Raw genomic sequence first — 21,201 nt, 5'->3', positions numbered from 1 at the left:
CATTCGGGGCCGAATGCTTCAGGACTGCGCGCCGAAACTTACCAGGCGCCGTGCGGAGGCCTCGTCAAGGATCAGGTCCGTGGCAAGGCCCGCTGCCAGCGCTCCCTGCAGCCCGTTGATCTTGGAGGCTCCGGAGACCACGCAGATGCGACGCCGGACCTGCCTGAGCTGATCGTGGCTGGGGCCCGTGGAGCGTTCGTTCAGGGTGATTCCGTCGGAGGACCCGTCGCTGCGGAAGAAGACGGTGGCCACGTCGCCCACCACGTCGTCTGCCGCCAGCAGGCTGAGGTCGCGTTCGTCCAGGTAGCCGCCCGCATAGACGTGGCTCGGATAGTCCGAATCCACGGAGCCGACGCCGAAGATGGCGATGCTCATGCGGGACTGCAGGGCCAGGATGCGCTGCACGCTGCGCTCATTCCACATGGCCGTCTTGGTTGCGGCGTGGTCGAAGAACGCGGGCACCGGGAACTGTTCCACGCGTGCACCGTACGCGCTGCCGAAGCGGCGCATGATGTCGCTGGCGTAGGTGATCCCCGTGGTCTGCATGTTTCCCGCGCCGTTGAGCTGGACCACGATGCTGTCATGGGTGATCTTGCGCGTCAGGTGCCGGCTGACGGCGCTGAGCGTGGCGCCCCAGGCAACGCCGATGATGGCGTTCGAATCCACCAGCGGCCCGATGGTCCTGGCCGCCTGCATGGCCACCCGGTCCAGTGTTTCCGCCTCATTCAGGGTGTCCAGGACCGGCACGACGTGCACATCCACGCCGTATTGGCTGCGGATCATCCCCTCAAGTTCCGGCGCCGTGTCGAGGGGACTGCGGATCTGGATCTGCACCAAGCCGGTGTCCCGGGCCGAGGAGAGCAGCCGGGACACCGTGGAGCGGGAGGTCCTCAGTTCGCGGGCGATGGCGTCCATGGTGAGGTCCTGCAGGTAGTACATCTGGGCTGCCCGGAGGGCGTCCGAGTGGCGTGATCGTGGCATCTCAATTCCGTTCTGCACGTTTGTGCAACTAGCTTGACTCCATTTTCCACTCTTTCAAACAATTGATGTGAAAGGTGCGGCGGCAAGTGGCGCAACACACAACACCAAGCCCAAGGGAGCAGTTTTGGGACACAACAGGAACTCCGGTCCGTCGGCCGCACGGCGGCGCGAATCGGCCGCGGCCCTCCGCGAACGGCCCAGCGCAAAGGTGCTGATCATCGGGGGCGGCATCAACGGCGTCGGGACCTTCCGCGACCTGGCACTCCAGGGTGTTGACGTGGCGCTCGTGGAGCGCGGCGACTACTGCCAGGGCGCCAGCGGCGCATCGTCCCACATGATCCACGGCGGCATCCGCTACCTGGAAAACGGTGAGTTCCGCCTCGTGCAGGAATCCGTGGTGGAGCGCAACAGGCTCCTCCGGATCGCCCCCCACTACGTGAAGCCGCTGCAGACCACCATCCCGATCTTCAGCACGTTCTCGGGAATCCTGTCCGCCCCCATGCGCTTCCTGACCCACAAGCAAGGCAAGCCGAAGGAGCGCGGCGCCTTCCTGATCAAGCTCGGCCTGAGCATGTACGACTTCTTCTCCCGGGATGGCGGCAGCGTGCCCCGCCACCAGTTCCGCGGCCGCGAGAAGGCCCTCGCGGAACTGCCCAGGCTGCACCCTGGCATCAAGTACGCCGCCACCTACTTCGACGCGTCCGTCCACAACCCGGAGCGGCTCACCCTGGACGTCCTGCAGGACGGCGAGAAGGCCGGGATCGGCGGCGGGCTGCCGGGCGGCACCGCCCGCGCCAGCAACTATGTATCCCTCGTCTCCATGGACGGCGCCGCGGACGCTGCCGGCACGGTGCGGCTCCGGGATGAGCTCACCGGAGCCGAGTTCGATTTCCAGGCGGACGTCATCGTCAACACCACCGGCGCCTGGGTGGACCTCACCAACGAGGCCATGGGTGCGGCAAGCGCCTACATGGGCGGTACCAAGGGCTCGCACATCGTGCTCGACCACCCCGGACTGCTGGAGGCCTGCAACGGCCGCGAGATCTTCTTCGAACACACCGACGGCCGGATCGTGCTGATCTACCCGATGGGGGACCGGGTCCTGGTGGGAACTACTGACGTGTACGCCGACATGTCCGAGGACGCCGTTTGCACGGAGGCGGAGGTGGACTACTTCTTCGACCTCGTCGGGCATGTTTTCCCCACCATCGCCGTGGACCGCAGCCACATCGTCTACAGCTTCTCCGGGGTGCGCCCGCTGCCGCGCCACGATGCCACCCAGCCAGGCTTCGTCTCCCGCGACTACCGCATCGAACGCAGCGAACGCCCCGCGCCCGGTGCGGCAGGCGCCCCCGGCGGCAAGGCCGCCGTCGTGCTCAGCCTGGTCGGCGGCAAATGGACCACCTTCCGGGCGCTCGCAGAGCACCTGAGCAATGATGTCCTCCAGGAACTGGGCATGGACCGGAAGGTCTCGACGGCGAAGCTCGCCATCGGCGGCGGTGCCGGCTTCCCGGCCAGCGAAGAGGGCGTGCAGGACTGGATCAAGAAGCACATGGGCCCCGGACTCGACGCCGCACGTGTCGCCGGGCTGCTCACCCGCTACGGCACCCGGGCAGAAACCGTCATTGCCTACCTGAACGCCGGAGACGACACCGCACTGCGGTCCACGCGCGAACTGAGCGTCCGGGAACTGGAATTCATGGCCGAACATGAGCAGATCGGACACCTCGTGGATGTCCTCATCCGCCGCACCTCCCTGGCCTTCCGGGGCCTGGTCACCGGCGAACTCCTGAATGAGATTGCAGCAGCACTGGCCGGGCCCTTGGGCTGGGATGCCGCGGCATGCGAGGCCGAGATCCGGCACGCGCAGGAAGTCCTCCGCCGCTTCCACGGTGTGACTGTTCACAGTCTCGTCGCGTGAAGGTAGCCTGCGTCACAAGAGCTTGACCGTCCGGCGATGGCCCGGACACAAGGGCTGCGGTGTTCCCTCAGTTGACGGAGCGCCGCAGCCGGGCCGGCGGTGAAAGCACCGCCGCCCGAACGGCCCCTCAAACCCGCGGGGGCCGACAACAGAAAAATGAGGAGTCAAAGATGTCTCTTGGAATTGTTTTCCTTTCCGAAGTATTCGGAACCGCAATGCTGACTTTGTTGGGTTGCGGCGTCGTGGCTAACGTTGCGCTTAAGGGGACCAAGGGCAATAGCGGCGGGTTCCTGATGGTGAACTGGGGCTGGGGTATCGCCGTCTTCGCAGGTGTCTTCGTCGCCGCCAAGTCGGGTGCCCACCTGAACCCCGCCGTAACGCTTGGCCTGCTGGTCAACGGCAAAGCCGAGTATGCCCCGGGTGTCGCCGTCAGCTTCGGCTCAACCATGACCTACTTCGGTGCCGAGCTGCTCGGTGCGTTCGTCGGTGCCGTGCTCGCATGGCTCGCCCACAAGCAGCACTTCGACGCCGAACCGCAGGCCGGCAACAAGCTGGCTGTGTTCTCCACCGGCCCGGCCATCCGCTCCACGCCCTGGAACCTCGTCACGGAAATCATCGGCACCTTCGTGCTGGTGTTCGTCATCCTGACCTTCGGCGGAACCCCCTCCGGACTGGGCCCCCTCGCCGTGGCGCTGCTCGTCGTCGGCATCGGCGCATCGCTCGGTGGCCCCACCGGCTATGCCATCAACCCGGCCCGTGACCTGGGCCCGCGCATCGCCCACGCCATCCTGCCCATCAAGGGCAAGGGCAGCAGCGACTGGGCGTACTCCTGGATCCCGGTCGTGGGGCCGCTGGCAGGCGGTACCCTCGCCGGCCTGGTTGCCATCTGGGTTCCGATGATCATGCCTTCCGTCGCACCGTAGTCCTGCCGGACTTCCAACCCTGACCCAAACAATCAAGACAAGGACGTCAAACCGTGAACCAGTACGTAATCGCCATTGACCAGGGCACCACGAGCTCGCGCGCCATCGTGTTCGACCACGCCGGAAACATCGTTTCCAGCGGCCAGATGGAACATGAGCAGATCTTCCCGCAGGCCGGATGGGTTGAGCACAACCCGGCCGAGATCTGGGACAACACCCGCGAGGTCATCGGCTCCGCCCTTTCCAAGGCGAACCTGACCCGGCACGACATCGCCGCCGTCGGCATCACCAACCAGCGCGAAACCACCGTCGTGTGGGACAAGAACACCGGCGAGCCGGTCTACAACGCCATCGTCTGGCAGGACACCCGCACGCAGGCGATCGTGGACGAGCTGGCGCAGGACGGCGGCCCGGAGCGCTTCAAGCAGAAGGTCGGCCTTCCGCTGGCCACCTACTTCTCCGGCACCAAGATCAAGTGGATCCTGGACAACGTCGAAGGCGCCCGGGCCCGGGCAGAGGCCGGGGACCTGCTCTTCGGCAACACCGACTGCTGGGTCCTGTGGAACCTGACGGGCGGCGTGGACGGCGGTGTGCACGCCACGGACGTCACCAACGCCTCCCGCACCCTGTTCATGGATCTCGATACCCTGCAGTGGGACCAGGACATCCTGGACGCCTTCGGCGTTCCTTTGTCCATGATGCCCGCCATCAAGTCCTCCTCCGAGGTCTACGGACACGTTCACACCTCGCAGCTCCTCCGCGAAGTGCCCGTGTCCGGCATCCTCGGCGACCAGCAGGCGGCAACGTTCGGCCAGGCGGCATTCCAGGCCGGCGAGGCCAAGAACACCTACGGCACGGGCTGCTTCCTGATCTTCAACACGGGCGAGGAAATCGTCCACTCGAAGAACGGCCTGCTGACCACGCTAGGCTACAAGTTGGGCGACGCCAAGCCCCACTATGCACTGGAAGGCTCCATTGCCGTCACCGGTTCGCTGATCCAGTGGCTGCGCGACAACCTGGGCATGATCAGCTCCGCCCCCGAGGTGGAACAGTTGGCCGCCGGTGTGGAGGACAACGGCGGCGTGTACATCGTGCCGGCCTTCTCGGGACTGTTCGCACCGTACTGGCGTGCGGACGCCCGCGGCGCAATCGTCGGGCTGACCCGCTTCGCCAACAAGGGCCACATCGCCCGGGCAGCGCTGGAGGCCACGGCCTTCCAGACCCGTGAAGTGCTCGACGCCGTGAACGCGGACTCGGGCGTCCCGTTGACCGAACTGAAGGTCGACGGCGGCATGGTCGCCAATGAGGCGCTCATGCAGTTCCAGGCCGACATCCTGGGCGTCCCCGTGGTCCGTCCGAAGGTCGTGGAAACCACGGCCCTCGGCGCAGCCTACGCGGCCGGCCTTGCCGTCGGCTTCTGGAAGGACCTTGGCGAGCTAACAGCCAACTGGGGCGAGGACAAGCGCTGGGAGCCGCAGATGCCGGCCGAGGAGCAGGACCGCCAGATGCGCCTCTGGAAGAAGGCCGTGACCAAGTCCATGGACTGGGTGGACGAGGACGTGAAGTAGGCCGGGAAGGCACCAAAACGGAGGGCGGGCCAGTTGAACTGGTCCGCCCTCCACCACATGCGGCCACGTCGTCAGGAACCGCCCACCTGCACCTCCGCGGGGGAGGTTTTGGCATAGACGCTCCGGCTGACTGAGTATCCGCGGCGGTCCTGCTCAAGGGCTGCCGCGTTGGCCTCGTCCAGTTGGGCGGCGCTCATCATCCGGGTGGAGACGAGATCCATGAACTCCTGGTCCGGACCGCCCACTGCCGTTACCTTGATGAGGCCGGTTCCGGCCGAGTAGAACTTACGCTGATGGCCGGCGTCCGGCGGCTCCAGCGGGTTGTACTCGTCGATCACGAGGACATCGTCATAGCAACCGGTCGGTACGCAGACCTGCTGGTTCTTCTGGAAGACGGTGCCGCAGTCCAGGAAGCCCACCTTCGGTGCGTATGCCTGGACGTGGTCCGGCGCGCGCAGGGACGGCTTGGCCGGCATCATTGTGCCTGCCTGGGCCTTCGCCAGGCCATGGATGAATGTGCTGGGCGCGCCTACGAAGGTTCCGCCTTCATACTCTTCGGGATACTCGCCGAACAGCCACACCGAGCCTTGGCGGTCCTGGGCGAAGAACGCAAGTTCGGACTCCTGAAGTTGGCCGTCCTGGTAGTCCCGGTCCCACAGTACCCGCGTGGTCACGCCGCCGATCACCTTGGTCAGCCCGGTGACGGTGTGCACCACGGAGTGTTCATGGACACCGTCGGCCGAGGTAACAGTGCCCGTGGTGGTGAACTGCATGCCTGGCTTGAGCGATAACCACTTGTTGCTGATGGTGGTGGGTTTCAGGAAGTCGCCCGCGTTGTAGTTGATCGCCGAGCCCGGCCCGCACAGTTCGGGTGAGGGAGGTGCCGCTGCCGCCGTGGCCGTGGAGGCCAGCGTGATGGTGCCGAGCACCAGCATGAGCACGCCGCTGCCCGCTGTGAGGCGATTTCGTCGTTGGAACATGGTGCCTTCCTTCCAAGGGATGAGGGGATGGCGTTCTGCCGCTAGCCCGCAGTCGCCGGAACCGGCTGACGACGGCCATGCTCGCCAGGCGCTTTCGGTTTGGCGAAGCGCAGGTACAGCGAGGGGACGATGAACAGGTTGACCAACGTCGACGTGACGAGGCCGCCCAGGATCACCACCGCCATGGGGTGCTCGATCTCGTGGCCCGGGATATTGCCCATCACGACCAACGGCACCAGGGCCAAGGCGGTGGCAAGGGTGGTCATGAGGATCGGGGACAAGCGTTCGGCAGCCCCCCGCAGGACCAGTGCGCGTCCGAAGGGCATGCCCTCGAACTGCTCCAGATGCTGGCAGTGGTTGATGAGCAGAATGCCATTGCGGGCTGCGATCCCCATCAGCGTCAGGAAACCGACCAGCGAACCAAGGGACAGGATTCCGCCGCTGAGGTGGGCTGCGATCACCCCGCCCACCAGGGCCACCGGCAGGGTGAGGATGGCGAGGGTCGCCAGCCGCCAGCTTCTGAAAGCGGCCTGCAGGAGAAGATAGACAACGATGAGCGCGCCAATCGAATAGAACAGCAGCCGTTGGGATGCGGCCTGGCGTTCGGCGTATTCGCCGAGGACAACCGCGCTGTAACCGACCGGGAACTCGATCGACTCCATACCGGACTTGAGTTTCTCCACGACCTTCGCCAAATCGCCTTCCTTGACGTTGGCACTGACGTCGATGCGCCTGGATCCCTCCGAACGCTCGATGACGTTGGGCGTGGGCTTGACCGAAACCTTGGCTACCTCAGCCAAACGGATCTTTTTCCCGCCCGGCGTATCCAGGACAAGGTTCTCAATGTTTGTCACGCTCGTCCGGATCTCCGGGGCGCTCCACACCTGGACATCGTAGGCTTTCCCATCCCGGTATACGTCGCCCACCTCTTCGCCGGCCACCAGGGTCGCCGCGGCGCGGCGCACATCGCCGGGCTTAAGTCCGAAGCGGTTGGCTGCGTCCAGGTCCACTTCCACATCGATCTGCGGAATGCTGGCCTGCAGGGCAACCTTGGCGCCGATGGCTCCCTCGGTTCCGGCGAGGATCTCCTTGATCTTGTCGGCCTCCTGGCGGAGTATCGAAAGATCGTCGCCATAGACGCGGACGACGACGGCGTAGCCGGTTCCGGTGAGCACCTCGCGGATGCGTTCCTTGAGGTAGGTCTGCACGTCCCGTTGGATTCCGGGGTAGCCTTCCACAACTGCCTGGACCGATGCCAGGGTCTTGTCGTAGTCGACGCCGGGGTCAACGCTGATCCAGTTTTCACCGAAGTTGACACCTACGACCTCATCGGCAGCGAAGGCCTGGCCGATATGGGAGCCGCAATTGTTCACGCCCGGAATGGTCATGAGCTCGTTGCAGGCCAGTTGGCTGACACGGACTTCTTCGGCGTTTGACGTGCCCGGCTGCGTGACCCAGTGCATCAGGAAATCGCGTTCCTTGAAGGAGGGCAACAGTGACTGGCCCAGCAGCGGCGCCGCCACGATGCCGATGACGCCGACGGCCGCCAAGGAAATGTACCCCGGAACGGGCCGGCGGACGATGGGCCGGAGCGCATTGCCGTACCAGCGCTTCAGAACCCTGACAACGGGCGGATCCCGGTCTTCCAATTTGGCATTTCGCAGGAAGATGTAGGCCATGGCCGGGGTAACGGTCAATGCCACAAACATCGACGCGAACACCGCGAGGGTGTAGGACGTTGCCAGTGGCCGGAAGAACGCTCCGGTGAGCCCGTCCAGGAAGAAGATCGGAACCGTCGCAGCGACGATAATCAGCGTGGCATAGACGATTGGCCCGCGGACCTCAAGCGAAGCGTTGACCACTACCCTGGCAGTGCTGCCGGTCCCGCCGGTTGCCCGGTGGTGCCGGAGCCGCCTGACGATATTCTCGACGTCGATGATGGCATCGTCCACCACCACCCCCACGGCAATCACCAACCCGGCAAGCACCATGGTGTTGACAGTGCCGCCGGTCCAATAGAGCACCAAGGCCGCCGCCACAAGTGACAAGGGGATGGCCAACACGCTGACCAGCGCCGTCCGCCACTGGAAGAGGAAGACGCTCAGCACCATGATGACCAGCAGGCATCCAAGGAGCAGGGCCAGGCCCAGGTTGTTCAGGGATTCCTCAATGAACGTCGCCGGCCGGAATATCGTGGTGTCCACGGATATGCCGGTCAGTCCGGGCTCCAGCTGCTTCAGTGCCTCTTCAACCCCGCGTGTCACTTCGAGGGTGTTGCCCCAAGGCAGCTTTTCCACGATCAGCATCAGTCCGGGACCGCCGTTAATGACAGCGTCGCCGATGAGCTGCTGATGATCCTCTACCACGTTTGCTACGTCGCTCAGCTTGAGCGGCGGCAGTCCCTCCCGGTCCTCCAGTGCCACCTGGGCGAGGTCCTCGGGCGAAGTGATGGGCTGGATGTGCCGTATCCCGATTGATTGGCTGGGAGTGTCCAGGGCACCGCCAGTGCCGATCAGGGCGCCGGAGGAGTACTTGAGCAGGCCGGCGTCCAAGGCGTTGGCCGTGGTACTCATCACGGTCTCCAGGCTGACATTGTTGGCTGCCAGCCTGGCCGGATCGGCCTGGACCTGGAGCATCTGGAGGCGCTCGCCCCAGATTGCCACGTTCGCCACACCCGGTACGCGGAGCAGATGGGCCCTGATGTTCCAGTAGGAAATCATGGACATCTCGATCAGGGACCGGGTGTCGGAGGACAGCCCGATCTTCATGACCCGGCTCGTGGAAGACAGAGGCTGCAGCATAAGGGGCGGCGCTGCCCAAGTGGGCAGGGTCGGGATGACCGTCGCCATCCGCTCGGACACCAGCTGCCGTGCCGTCAGCAGATCCGTGCCGTTCTCGAACTCCATTACAATCGAGGACAGCTGCGGTACGGACTTGGACCGCATGTGGTGGAGGCCGTCGATACCGTTGAAGGCTTCTTCCATGGGAACCGAAACCAGTTCCTCCACCTCGGCGGCGGTAAGTCCCAGGCAGGCTGTCTGGACCTCGACCTTCGGCGGCGCAAATTCGGGGAACACATCCACGGAGGCGCTGCTCAGCTGGGTGCCTCCCACGATCATCAGTGCCGCCGCCATCGCAATGATGATCGATCTGAACCTTAGGCTGGCCGCGACTATTCGGCGCATGTCATTTGCCCGTTACGAACTCTGCGCCAAACAATTCAGCCGCAGCTACGGTTACCACTGCTGTGCCCACGGCGGGTCCGGCGCTGGCCGTGACGGCGCCGGCTTCGACTTTGGTCACTGTGACGGCCTGGCGCTCGTACACGCGTGGCGCTGAGTTGACGTAGACCCAGGTTTTCCCCTGCGCGTCGTACAGCAGCGCAGCATAGGGGAGCAGGAGGCCTGCGCCCCCCGGAGCCGGCTTGACTGTGTCCGTGCGCAGTTCCAGCCTGTCAATGGCCCTCTGGCTCAGCGTGATGCGTGCAATGCCGGTGGTGGCATTCTTTTCCACCGTGGCAGGCGCTTCAGTTGCAGAAGATTCAGCCAATGCTGAGGGTTGAGCGCAGGCGGGCAGCGAAAACAGCAGTGCTGCGCAGGCAGCGGCCGCCACTGGCAGGCGCCGCAGGGGCCTTTTGCTGGTCATGATACTTCCACCTTTTCCGGCATAACGGGCATGACTGGTATTTCCGATTCGTAGACTTCCGACCACTCTTCCGGCTCGGTGCGGGGACCGAACCAGAGCGTGAGCAGCGGGAGTACGAAGATCCCCACAAGCGTTGTGGTTACGAGGCCGCTGCCAATGATCAGCAGCATCGGCACGATCAGGGCCTGGCCTACTGTTCCGCCGAAGAAGGCTGGCGGTATCAGCACGAGGAACGTGATGAGTGCCGATTTCAAGACCGGCGATATCCGGTCCCGTGCCGCCATCATGACCACGTCAGTGCGGGATATCTGGGCGGACTCCCGCCAGAGTTCATCGACACGCGCGGACAGGAGCGCCGCGTTACGGGCAGCGATGGCCAGGACGGCCGCAAACGCAGTCAGCGACAGCCAGGACAGGGACGCTGCCCCGATCCATGCGCCGATCGCCGCTCCGGCCATCGCCGCGGGAAGCGCCAGGAACACGGCCAGGGCCAGTTTCCAGCTCCTCACTGCGGTCTGGAGCAGAAGCAGCACAGCCAGGATGGCCGCGACTCCGAGCCCATGAACCAAGGTGTCTGCCGCCTGCAGCTGGCTGTACTTCATCGGGATCTCGGCGTGGTATTCGAGCGGGAACTGGATTTGGTGGATCGCCGCCTCGATATCCCGCTGGATGTCTGCCAACGGGCGCCCACTGACGTCAGCCACGACGTCGATCCGCCGCGAGGTGTCATCGTGCTGGATGACAACTTCGTTGGGGACCATGCGGACGTCGGCGATCTGGCCCAGCTGGACGTGGCCGCCGTTAGGGGCATCGATGAGCAGCTCACGAATACTGGTCAGGTCATCCCGGACGCCGACCGCACCGCGCACGACTACTTCGAACACCTTCTGCTGCTCAAAGAGGTTGCCGACCACGATGCCCTGCATGAGTGTTGCCGCGGCGCGCCTGGCGTCACCGGGCTTGATGCCGAACTTTTGGGCAGCTTCGAGATTGACCTGGACCTCTACGATCGGGGTCATGGCCGTGGCGGCGATGGTGGGGTTCTTCACGCCGTCAATCTTCTGAAGGGCCTGGCGGACTTCTTCTGCCTTTTCGCGGAGCACCGGCATTTCCAATCCGTAGACCCGGACAGCAAACCCCGGTTCCAGGTTGGAGCGCATGTCGCCAATGGTCTGTTGTGAGTAGTTCAGCACGTTGTGCGCGACGCCGGGATAGCCCTCCACGACTTCCCGTACTGCCTGCTCTGTTTCGGAGAAGTTGGCGTCCGGCGAGATCGACACCCACAGCTCGGCAGAGCTGTTGCCGACCACCTGGTCCGCGGAGATGGCCCGCCCCACGTGCCCGCCGACTCCGGAAACGCCCGGGAGGGCCCTGAGTTCAGCGGAGGCAAGGCCGGCAATCCGCCGCACTTCGTCAGTGGCTGTCCCGGCCATGGTGTCCCACTGAACCAACAGGGTCCGGTCGGGCATGGTGGGAACGAGCGGCCGGTTTCCCGCAAGTTGCGAGCCGGCAGCGATGCCGAGGATCCCAACGACCACGACAGCCACAACCGCCAGCGGCTTCCTGGAGTTGACCCCGCCCAGGGCGCGGTCATAGTACGCCTTCCCACGCCCGACGGCGGGCAGTTCCTTGCCCGTCGCGGTCTTCGGCGGAAGCAGGAAATACGCCAACACGGGCGTCACGGACAGGCCTACGAGCAAGGCAGCGGCCAAGGTCAGCGCCAGCGACCAGAAAAGCGGTGAAAGGAACGAGCCGCCCACTCCGGTCACGAAGAGGGTCGGAACCAGAACAACAACCATCATCAGTGATGCGTGGAACAGCGGGGTGCGGACGCCCCGGACAATGTGGCTTATCCGCGACCTCGGGGGAGCCTGCAGGTCCATCGCCTGCTGAACCGCAGCCTGCCGCGAGTGGGCCTGGATGTCTTCGACGATGTCGCCCACTATTACGGACGTGCCGAGCAGAACGCCCATCAGGATGGTGATGTTCAATGTCGCGTTTTGGGCGAACAGCACCGCCGCCGCCGTCGTGACCGTGGTGGCGATGGCCACGAGCGCGATCAGGGCGGCCCGCCAGGAGCGGAAGAGCAGCCAGAACAGGGCCACCGCGATCAGCAGGCTGATCAGCAGTGCGAGTCCGAGGCTGTTGACAGAGTCCTGGACACCGGTGGCGGGCCGGAAAACGGAGGTATCGATCTGGATACCCGTGAGGCCTGGCTCCATGTCCTTCAGGGCGGCCTCTACATTCTTGGTGACCTCCACGGCGTTGGTGCCGGGAAATTTTTCGATGACGAGCATGAGGCCGGCGTCGGATCCGGCAATGGCGTCACCGATCAGCGGCTGGTGGTCCTCCTTGACTTGGGCAATGTCGCCCAGGCGCAACACCGGGTTCGTGTCCTCCACGCTCACCTTGGCCAGGTCGGCCGGGGTTCGGATAGGAAGGACATGCTGGATGCCAAGGCGTTGGCTGGGAGACTCCACGAAGCCCCCGGTGCCCGGAGTCGACGCTTCGAGGAAGCTCAAGGGCGAAACCCAGACGGCGTTGCCGGTGGTCTTGACAAGCTGCTCCAGGGTAATGCCCTTATCACGCAGCTGCGTCGGAGTTACTTCAACCTGGAGCTGTTGTTCACGCTGGCCCCAGATGGACACGTTCGCCACGCCCGGGATGCCGATGAGCCGCGGCTTGATCTTCCACCGGGCCAGGACGGACATCTCAATGCCCGAGAGCTCCTTGGAGTTCATCCTGACCATCAGCACCCGGCTGGTGGAGGACAAAGGCTGCATGATGAGCGGCGGCGCCGAGACGTTTGGCAGCGCGTGGGCCTGCGTCATCCGTTCGGCGACCAACTGGCGGGCGCGCAGGAGGTCCGTTCCAGGCTCGAAGACGAGTTCGATGGACGACAGCCCCGCGACGGATTTCGAGCGGATCTCGTCCAGCCAGGCCACCCCATTGAGGAGGTCTGCTTCCATCGGTGCGGTAATAAGCTGCTCAACTTCAACAGCGGAGAGGCCCAGGGCCTCAGTCTGGATCTCGACCTGTGCGGGGGCGAACTCCGGCATGGTGTCCACAGCAATATGTGGAGCGTTCACGACGCCAAAAGTAATGAGGCCCGCCGCGAGAGCGAGAACCAGAATCCGGAACTGCATACTGAAGCGGGTGACCCAGCCAAACATGGCTAGACTCTCGCCAATCTCAGTCCATCATGACGGTGTATGGGGAAAAAACGCGAAACATTCATGCCAGGCTCCTCGACCTGAGACCGTCCAGTTTCCCCACAGACTTGACATTACAATGGCGCGATTCGTCCCGTTTGGCAATAGTTGATCGAAATCCAATTTGTCAATGTTATGAAGCAGTGCTATCCAACGGCGTTCAGGGCCCGGAGGCTGGCCCGGCAGCGCGCTCCACCTCGATGGTGCCGGCGCTGCCGTCAACGGTGACCATCTGACCCGGCCTCCGGACGCGGGTTGTATTGCCGGTGCCGACGACCGCCCGGATTCCGCTGCACGTGAACCTCGCAGCCGCCCCATGCGTGCCACTCCTGTGCGCTAAAGTAGTTCTATGCGTGCGATCCTTCTGCTTAGCTAGCCGCCTGGTATCCGAAGAAAAAACGGTAACCGTGCGGCGGCCCCTCCATGGCGAGGGGCTTTTGTGTGTCTTGGCCTGTTTCCGGGCCGGCGGCAGGAGGATCAGACCGTTGTGGCAGCACCGATGCCATGACAGAACAGAAGAGGGCAGCAGTGAGCGTTCAGCCGGAGACAGAGACCGGAACAGCACAGACGGCCGCGGCCGAGGCGCCTGAAGAGGGCGTCTACAGCTTCGCGGCCATGGAGGCCAAGTGGCCGCAGGTTTGGGAAGACCTCAAGGTCTTCACTCCCGCCGACGACGGCTCGCGCGAGCGGCGCTACGTGCTGGACATGTTCCCGTACCCGTCCGGCGACCTGCACATGGGCCACGCCGAGGCGTTCGCCATGGGCGACGTCGTGGCACGCTATCTGCGCCAGAAGGGCTTCGACGTCCTGCACCCCATCGGCTGGGACTCCTTCGGCCTGCCCGCCGAAAACGCCGCCATCAAGCGCAACGCCCACCCGAGCGAGTGGACCTACGCCAACATCGACACCCAGGCGGCCTCGTTCAAGCGCTACGCCATCTCGGCCGACTGGTCCCGCCGCCTGCACACCTCGGACCCCGAGTACTACCGGTGGACCCAGTGGCTGTTCAAGCGTTTCTACGAGCGCGGCCTGGCCTACCGCAAGGACTCGCCCGTCAACTGGTGCCCGAAGGACCTCACGGTCCTCGCCAACGAGCAGGTCGTCAACGGTGCCTGCGAACGCTGCGGCACCCCCGTCACCAAGAAGTCCCTGAACCAGTGGTACTTCAGGATCACCGAATACGCCGACCGGCTCCTCGAGGACATGTCCCAGCTGCAGGGCCATTGGCCCGAGCGCGTGCTGGCCATGCAGCGGAACTGGATCGGCCGCTCCGAGGGCGCGCACGTCCGCTTTGTCATCGAGGCTACGGATGACCGCGCGGAACGCGAAGTCACGGTGTTCACCACCCGCCCGGACACGCTCTACGGCGCAACCTTCTTCGTCGTCGCGGCGGACGCCCACCTGGCACTGGACCTGGTGGCCCCGGAACAGCATGACGAACTCATGGCCTACCGCGAAAAGGTCAAGGCACTGTCCGAGATCGAGCGGCAGTCCACAGAGCGCGAGAAGACCGGCGTCTTCACCGGACGCTACGCCATCAACCCGCTCAACGGCGAGAAGCTGCCGGTCTGGGCCGCCGACTACGTGCTGGCCGACTATGGCACGGGCGCCATCATGGCCGTTCCGGCACACGACCAGCGCGACCTCGACTTCGCCAAGGCGTTCGGGCTGCCCGTCCGGGCCGTCCTGGACACCGGCGAGGAAGACCCTGCAGCTACCGGCACGGCCACCGCCGGCGAAGGCACCCTGATGAACTCCGGCTCGCTGGACGGGCTGAGCAAGTCCGAAGGCATCCCGGCAGCGATCGATATCCTCGAGAAGCTGGGCACGGGCGAGAAGTTCGTGAACTTCAGACTCCGCGACTGGCTGCTGAGCCGCCAGCGCTTCTGGGGCACCCCGATCCCGATCATCCACTGCGCCGAATGCGGCGAAGTCCCCGTGCCCGATAACCAGCTTCCCGTGAAGCTGCCCGAGGACCTGCGCGGCGAGGCTTTGGCGCCGAAGGGCACCTCCCCGCTGGCCGCCGCCGTCGAATGGGTCAACGTCGAGTGCCCCAACTGCGGCCGTGCTGCCCAGCGCGACACGGACACCATGGACACGTTCGTGGACTCCTCCTGGTACTTCCTGCGGTTCGTGTCCCCGGACTATACCGAAGGCCCCTTCGATCCCGCGAAGATCAACGAATGGATGCCGGTGGGGCAGTACGTGGGCGGCGTTGAGCACGCTATCCTGCACCTTCTCTACGCCCGCTTCTTCACCAAGGTCATCAAGGATATCGGCCTGATCGAAGCCGACGAACCGTTCAGCGCCCTGCTCAACCAGGGCCAGGTGCTCAACGGCGGCAAGGCCATGAGCAAGTCGCTCGGCAACGGCGTCGACCTCGGCGAGCAGCTGGACAAGTTCGGCGTGGACGCCGTCCGCCTGACCATGATCTTCGCGTCCCCGCCCGAGGACGACGTCGACTGGGCCGATGTTTCGCCGTCAGGCTCGGCAAAGTTCCTGGCCCGCGCGTGGCGCCTGGGCCAGGACGTCAGCAGCGAACCGGGTGCCGACGCCGCCACCGGCGACCGTGCCCTGCGCACTGTCACGCACAAGACCATCGCCGACGCCGCCGAACTCCTGGACAACAACAAGTTCAACGTTGTTGTTGCCCGCCTGATGGAGCTCGTCAACGCGACGCGCAAGACGATCGACTCCGGTGCCGGCGGCGCCGACCCGGCCGTCCGCGAAGCCGTCGAAGCCGTGGCCGTGATCCTGAGCCTCTTCGCCCCGTACACGGCCGAGGACCTCTGGAACACGCTGGGCCACCCGGCGTCCGTCGCCAATGCCGGCTGGCCTGCGCACGACGCATCCCTGCTCGTCCAGGACACCGTCACCGCCGTGGTCCAGGTCCAGGGCAAGGTCCGCGACCGCCTCGAGGTGTCCCCGGACATCAGCGAGGACGAACTGCGCGAGCTGGCCCTGGCCAGCGACAACGTCCAGCGCGCCCTCGACGGCCGCGGCATCCGCACTGTGATCGTGCGGGCGCCTAAACTGGTCAACATCGTCCCGGCCTAGCCGGGCATCCGGCCGCCGGCACCAGCCGGCGGCCGGCCACGACCGTTGGAGGTACCGTTGCCGGACCGCGAACCGCCCGCCTGGGTGTGGCTCAAGGAAAGACTCTCCCGCCTCCGCCAAAGCACGACGCCGGTGCCCGCCGCCGGGGAAGCGGCCGCCGCCGTCGTGCGAACCGCCGTCGTTACCGACTCCGCCGCCGCCCTGCCGGCTGCCTGGGTCACGGACTTTGCCGCCGACGGACGGCTTGCCGTGGTGCCGATGCCCGTGATGGTGGGCGAGGAAATCTACGGCGAGGGCGAAGACGACATCATGGAGACGCTCGCCCTGGCGCTGGCCTCGGGTTCGTCCGTCAAGACCTCGCGGCCATCTCCCGGGCAGTTTGAGCAGGCGTACATCGCGGCACAGCGCCGAGGCTTTGAGTCCGTCGTCTCAATCCACATCTCTTCCGAGTTGTCCGGCACCGTGGACGCCGCACGGCTCGCCGCGGCCCGCGTGGGCATTCCCGTGGACGTCGTCGATTCACGCACCGTGGGCATGGCACAGGGGATGGGTGTCCAGAGCGCGCTCGTGGCGGCCGCAGATGGCCGCACCGCCGCTGAGGTCCGTGCCTTTGCCGAGGAACGGATGGCGCGGACCAAGGTCTATTTCTATGTGCCCAGCCTCGAACAGCTCCGCCGCGGCGGCCGCATAGGTACGGCAGCCTCCCTGCTCGGCACAGTGCTCGCCATCAAGCCGATTCTCGCCGTCGACGACGGCAGGATCGTGCCGCTGGAGAAGGTCCGTTCGGCGGCGAAGGCCATTGCCCGACTCGAGGAGATCGTCGCGGCCGACGTCGCCTCCCGCCCCGCCGGCCAGCAGCGGCTGGCGGTCCACCACTTCGGCAACCTGGCAGAGGCTGAGATGCTCGCCGCCCGGCTCGCAGAGAAATGCCTCGGATGCCCGCCTGCCCAGATCAGTGCCCTTCCCGCCGTGCTGGCCGCCCATGCCGGGCTCGGTGTCCTGGCCGTGATCGTCGGGGAAAGCAGCACTCCCGTCCCGCCCGGGCCGGATTCGGCTGGCCTCCCTGAGGCCCCGTCCGCCGTGGAACCCCCGCCGCCCGCAGCCGGCGACTGATCCTCCACAACCGCCACGGGGGCGGTCTATCCACATAGGCCCTCGACGGGGCTGCCTCCGGTGCCCGGAAATCCTAGGCTCGGTCACATGCCACGCTGGAACCGGGATGACTCAGCCGATGCGGCTGCCCGTGCTGTCCGGCACCGATTCACGGCGCGGCTGGGCGCCCCGGGTGGCAAGGAACCGCTGCTGCCCCTGGGCCACGACGAAGCCCCGCCCGCGGTCGGCGGTGTCGCCACGGACGAGGGCGGCCACGAGCGGCCGCCGGCCCGGGTCCGCTGGCGGACACCGGGGCGCGTGGCCGTGCTGCTGGCCCTTGCCGCCATCGTCCTGCTTGGTTTCCTGGCCTGGCGCGCCGCGGCCCAGACAACCACCATCGAGCCGCTGGACCATGCCACGCCGTCAGGGGGCGGCAGCCCCGGGGCCGGAGCGCCTGGCGGAACCGGCGATGCAGCCGATGATGGCGGCTCTGCCCGGGGCGGCGAGGCGGATTCCAGGCAGATCGTGCTGCACGTTGCCGGGGCCGTGCAGCATCCCGGGGTGGTTCGCTTGCCGCAGGGCAGCAGGGTCTTCGAGGCCATCGCGGCGGCGGGCGGCGCCACGCCCACGGCTGACGTGAATGGCCTCAACCTTGCCGCGGTGGTCCAGGACGGCACCAAGATCCATGTACCTGCCGTAGGGGAGCCGCCTTCCGCTGCGGTTTCCGGCGAGGGAGTGTTGGGCGGGGACGCGGGAAGCGGTGCCGGCGGCGGTGGAAAAGTGAACCTGAACACCGCATCGGCGGAAGAACTCGGCACGCTTCCGCGCGTAGGACCCGTGATGGCCCAACGGATCGTGGATTGGCGCCGGGAACATGGGCCCTTCGCGTCCGTCGAGGAACTCGATGCTGTCGATGGTGTGGGCCCTAAACTGATGGAATCGCTCAAGAACCTGGTGACGGTCTGAATGGCACGCGCAGGAGGGCGCCGGGCCGGCGCAGACGGTAGCCCCGCCGGCAGGAGCGCCGGAAGCGATGCGGCCCGCCGCCGCGCCGATCTCCGGCTGGTGCCGGCCGCTCTGTGCCCGTGGGCAGTTGCCGTGGCCGGGGCCTTCCTTCCAACCTTTTGGACCCTGCTCCTGTGTGCCGGGCTGGCCCTCGGCGCGGTGCTGCTGCTCGCCGGGCGCCGGAAGAAGATGCCACGCCGGAGCATCCCGGCCACCGTGGGCCTCGCGTGCATCCTCGGTGTGGCGGTGGGAGCCCATTCGGCACTGGTTGGCTCCCAGCGCGACGGCGCCCTCGCTGATGCTGTGACCGGGGGCGATGGTGTTGTGGTCCAGCTGCTGCTGGCAGGGGATCCCAGGGAAGCCTCCCCGCCCGGCGCCCCGGCGGACCGCGAACGGTGGTCGGTCCCCGCGGACGTCATCGAAGTGACGGCCAACAGCATGCTGATCCGGGGCTCGGCGAGGATTCTCGTGGTGGGTGGGGAAGCCTGGCGCCACACCGCCCCCGGCCAGCGGATCCGGACCACCGGGAAGCTCAAGCCCGCCAAGCCCGGCCAGTCCGAGGCCGGCATTCTGTCTGCAAGCTCGCGTCCCACGGTGCTGGAGCCCGGCTCCGGCTTCCTGCAGGCACCGGGCGGGCTGCGGGAGCAGTTCCGGCTGGCCGCGAGCTGGCTTCCGGCCGACGCTGCCGGGCTTCTCCCTGGCATGGTCCTCGGCGACACTGCTTCGCTGGATGAAGGCCTCGAAGCGGACATGAAAACCACCGGTATGACCCACCTGACGGCTGTCTCCGGCGCCAACTGCAGCCTCGTCCTGGGCGGTTTCGTGCTGCTGGCCCGCACCCTCCGCCTGCCCCGTCCGTGCGCGTCATTGCTGGCGCTGGGCGGGCTGGGCGCCTTCGTGATGATGGTGGGCCCCGATGCCAGCGTGCTGCGCGCCGCCGTCATGGGCGCGGTGGGACTGTCAGCCATCACGGGAGGGCGGCAAGGGCGGTCCCTTAGCTTCCTCTGCACCGCCGTCGCCGGGCTGCTGCTTCTCGATCCCTCGCTCGGCGTGGAGTTCGGATTCCTGCTGTCCGTCCTGGCCACCCTTGGGATCGTCCTGCTGGCATCCCGGATGGCTGCCTGGATGCCGGACGCCATGCCGCGCTGGCTCGCGGCCGGCATCGCCGTGCCGTTGTCTGCGCAGCTGCTGTGCGGTCCCGTCATCGTTGCCCTGCAACCGCAGTTCAGCAGCTATGCCCTGGTGGCCAACGTGGCCGCCGCGCCCCTGGTGGCGCCCGTGACGATCCTGGGCACCGCGGCCGTCCCGCTGGTGGCCGTGGCACCGGGACTGGCTGTGGTTCCCCTGGGCCTTGCCGGGTTCAGTGCAGGGGGTGTCGCCGGAATCGCCCGCTTCTTCGCCGGGCTTCCGGGGGCGGCGCTGCCGTGGTCGGAGGGAACCGGGGGCATGGCTGCCATGCTGCTGCTGTCTGCCGTGACCGTCCTGCTGCTGTGGATGGTGCTGCACCCCGTGGCGGTGCACCGGGCGGTGCTGGCGCTGCATGCACTCCTAGCCTGGCTGATCGCGGCCCTCGAAGAGGAGATGCGGGGCGCCCTGCGGCACAGCAGGGGATCCAGTGGCCCACGCCGTGGCATGTCCCGGCGTCCCGCCCGTGGCAGACTTGAAGTCTGCAAAAACCCTCCCGGAAGGAACCAACTGTGGCTGCTGCCCAAACGACGAGGGCCAAGAGTGCCGCGGCGAACACCGCCAGCTGGCGGGACGTTGCGCCGGCCGCCGTAGTCCTTATCACCGGCCCCGAAGACTATCTGGGAATCCGGGCCATGGACCGGGTCCGGGCCCAGGTGCGGGCCGCCGCGCCGGAAGTGGAACTCAGCAGGCTCAACGCTTCCAGCTATGAGCCGGGCTCGCTGGCCATGGCCGTGACGCCTTCATTGTTCGGCGAAGCCAAGCTCATCGAAATCGAAGGCCTCGAGGCCATGAATGACGCCTTCCTGGCCGATGCCCTGGGCTACCTCGGGCATACGGACGCCGACGTGGTCCTGGTGCTGAGGCATGCGGGCGGGGTCCGTGGCAAGAAGCTGCTGGACGCCGTCAAAGCGGGGGGTTGGCCGGTGGTGGACTGCCAGCCGCTGAAGAAGGACGCGGAGAAGACCGCCTTCGTCATGTCCGAGTTCAAGGCCGGCGGCCGGCGGATCGAGCCGGAGGCCGTGCAGGCCTTGGTCAATGCCGTGGGTGCCAGCCTGTCCGAGCTTGCGGCGGCCTGCAGCCAGCTCATCGCCGACGCCACCACGGCCGTTGATGCCGCAACCGTGGAGCGGTACTACGGCGGGCGCGTGGAGGCCACGGCCTTCAAGGTGGCGGATGCCGCCATGGCCGGCAACGGGCCGCTTGCCCTGTCCACCCTCCGCCATGCCCTGGCTACGGGCGTCGACCCCGTTCCGCTGGTGGCGGCACTCGCTGCCAAGCTGCGGACTCTGGCCAAGGTGGCCGGGGCGCAGGGATCTTCGGCGCAGATCGCCAAGCAGTTGGGCATGCAGCCCTGGCTTGTGGAGCAGGCGCAGCGTGACGTCCGCAAGTGGACCCCCGAAGGCCTCATCCGCTCCATCCAGGTCACCGCCGAGGCCGACGCCCAGGTCAAGGGCCTCTCACGGGACCCTGTTTACGCCGTCGAGCACGCCGTGACGGTCATCGCCACCTCGGTCCGCCGGAACTGACCCCGCCGGAACTGACCCCGCCGGAACTGACCCCGCCGGAACTGACCCCGCCGGAACTGACCCCGCCGGAACTGACCCCGCCGGAACTGACCCCGCCGGTACT

13 protein-coding genes are annotated in these 21,201 nt (G+C 66.3%); 8 read left to right on the top strand and 5 right to left on the bottom strand.

Features of this window, described 5'->3' with window-relative positions:
• Window positions 1-18: 18 nt before the first annotated feature.
• The gene (locus tag NVV90_RS11230; protein WP_258437382.1) at window positions 19-981 is read right to left on the bottom strand and encodes a sugar-binding transcriptional regulator; all 963 of its coding nucleotides are present in this window, start codon (window positions 979-981) and stop codon (window positions 19-21) included.
• Between the two features lie 124 nt (window positions 982-1,105).
• Here NVV90_RS11230 and NVV90_RS11225 point away from each other — a divergent pair, with 124 nt between their 5' ends.
• The 3 genes from NVV90_RS11225 to glpK all read left to right on the top strand — a co-directional run bounded on the left by NVV90_RS11225 (window position 1,106) and on the right by glpK (window position 5,393).
• A complete protein-coding gene (locus NVV90_RS11225) occupies window positions 1,106-2,902 on the top strand; it encodes a glycerol-3-phosphate dehydrogenase/oxidase (RefSeq protein WP_258437381.1) in 1,797 nt (598 codons plus the stop codon).
• Window positions 2,903-3,072: 170 nt separating this feature from the next.
• Complete coding sequence (locus tag NVV90_RS11220) at window positions 3,073-3,825, top strand: MIP/aquaporin family protein (RefSeq protein ID WP_258437380.1); 753 nt, start codon at window positions 3,073-3,075, stop codon at window positions 3,823-3,825.
• Window positions 3,826-3,878: 53 nt separating this feature from the next.
• Window positions 3,879-5,393, top strand: coding sequence for a glycerol kinase GlpK (gene glpK, locus NVV90_RS11215; RefSeq protein WP_258437379.1), 1,515 nt, complete (start codon window positions 3,879-3,881; stop codon window positions 5,391-5,393).
• A 71-nt stretch (window positions 5,394-5,464) separates the two neighbouring features.
• Here glpK and NVV90_RS11210 read toward each other — a convergent pair whose 3' ends face one another.
• Genes NVV90_RS11210 through NVV90_RS11195 form a run of 4 tightly spaced genes read right to left on the bottom strand, consistent with a single transcriptional unit; the run spans window position 5,465 to window position 13,164 of the window.
• Window positions 5,465-6,373 carry a hypothetical protein gene (locus tag NVV90_RS11210; RefSeq protein ID WP_258437378.1) on the bottom strand — a complete coding sequence of 303 codons (909 nt, stop codon included), beginning with the start codon at window positions 6,371-6,373 and terminating at the stop codon, window positions 5,465-5,467.
• 41 nt (window positions 6,374-6,414) lie between these two features.
• Window positions 6,415-9,507 (bottom strand): efflux RND transporter permease subunit, encoded by a 3,093-nt coding sequence (locus NVV90_RS11205; protein WP_258437377.1) that lies wholly within the window; start codon window positions 9,505-9,507, stop codon window positions 6,415-6,417.
• A 52-nt stretch (window positions 9,508-9,559) separates the two neighbouring features.
• The gene (locus tag NVV90_RS11200; protein ID WP_258437376.1) at window positions 9,560-10,018 is read right to left on the bottom strand and encodes a hypothetical protein; all 459 of its coding nucleotides are present in this window, start codon (window positions 10,016-10,018) and stop codon (window positions 9,560-9,562) included.
• The gene (locus NVV90_RS11195) at window positions 10,015-13,164 is read right to left on the bottom strand and encodes an efflux RND transporter permease subunit (RefSeq protein ID WP_258441144.1); all 3,150 of its coding nucleotides are present in this window, start codon (window positions 13,162-13,164) and stop codon (window positions 10,015-10,017) included. Before NVV90_RS11195 ends, NVV90_RS11200 begins: the two co-directional genes overlap by 4 nt.
• Window positions 13,165-13,758: 594 nt before the next feature.
• Between NVV90_RS11195 and leuS the strand changes: the two genes are divergently transcribed.
• The 5 genes from leuS to holA all read left to right on the top strand — a co-directional run bounded on the left by leuS (window position 13,759) and on the right by holA (window position 21,098).
• Entirely contained in the window at window positions 13,759-16,287 is a 2,529-nt protein-coding gene (gene leuS, locus NVV90_RS11190) for a leucine--tRNA ligase (RefSeq protein ID WP_258441143.1), read from the top strand.
• A gap of 57 nt (window positions 16,288-16,344) precedes the next feature.
• On the top strand, window positions 16,345-17,400 hold the full coding sequence (locus tag NVV90_RS11185) for a DegV family protein (RefSeq protein ID WP_258437375.1): 1,056 nt from the start codon (window positions 16,345-16,347) through the stop codon (window positions 17,398-17,400).
• 87 nt (window positions 17,401-17,487) lie between these two features.
• Window positions 17,488-18,345 (top strand): ComEA family DNA-binding protein, encoded by an 858-nt coding sequence (locus NVV90_RS11180; RefSeq protein WP_258437374.1) that lies wholly within the window; start codon window positions 17,488-17,490, stop codon window positions 18,343-18,345.
• Entirely contained in the window at window positions 18,346-20,163 is a 1,818-nt protein-coding gene (locus NVV90_RS11175) for a ComEC/Rec2 family competence protein (protein WP_258437373.1), read from the top strand. It begins immediately after the preceding gene.
• Window positions 20,082-21,098 carry a DNA polymerase III subunit delta gene (gene holA / locus NVV90_RS11170; RefSeq protein ID WP_258437372.1) on the top strand — a complete coding sequence of 339 codons (1,017 nt, stop codon included), beginning with the start codon at window positions 20,082-20,084 and terminating at the stop codon, window positions 21,096-21,098. Before NVV90_RS11175 ends, holA begins: the two co-directional genes overlap by 82 nt.
• Window positions 21,099-21,201: the final 103 nt, after the last annotated feature.

The organism is Arthrobacter sp. CJ23, from assembly GCF_024741795.1.
Lineage (GTDB): Bacteria > Actinomycetota > Actinomycetes > Actinomycetales > Micrococcaceae > Arthrobacter.
Note: the sequence above shows the minus strand (reverse complement) of the source record. Positions and strands in the feature narration are given on the sequence as shown.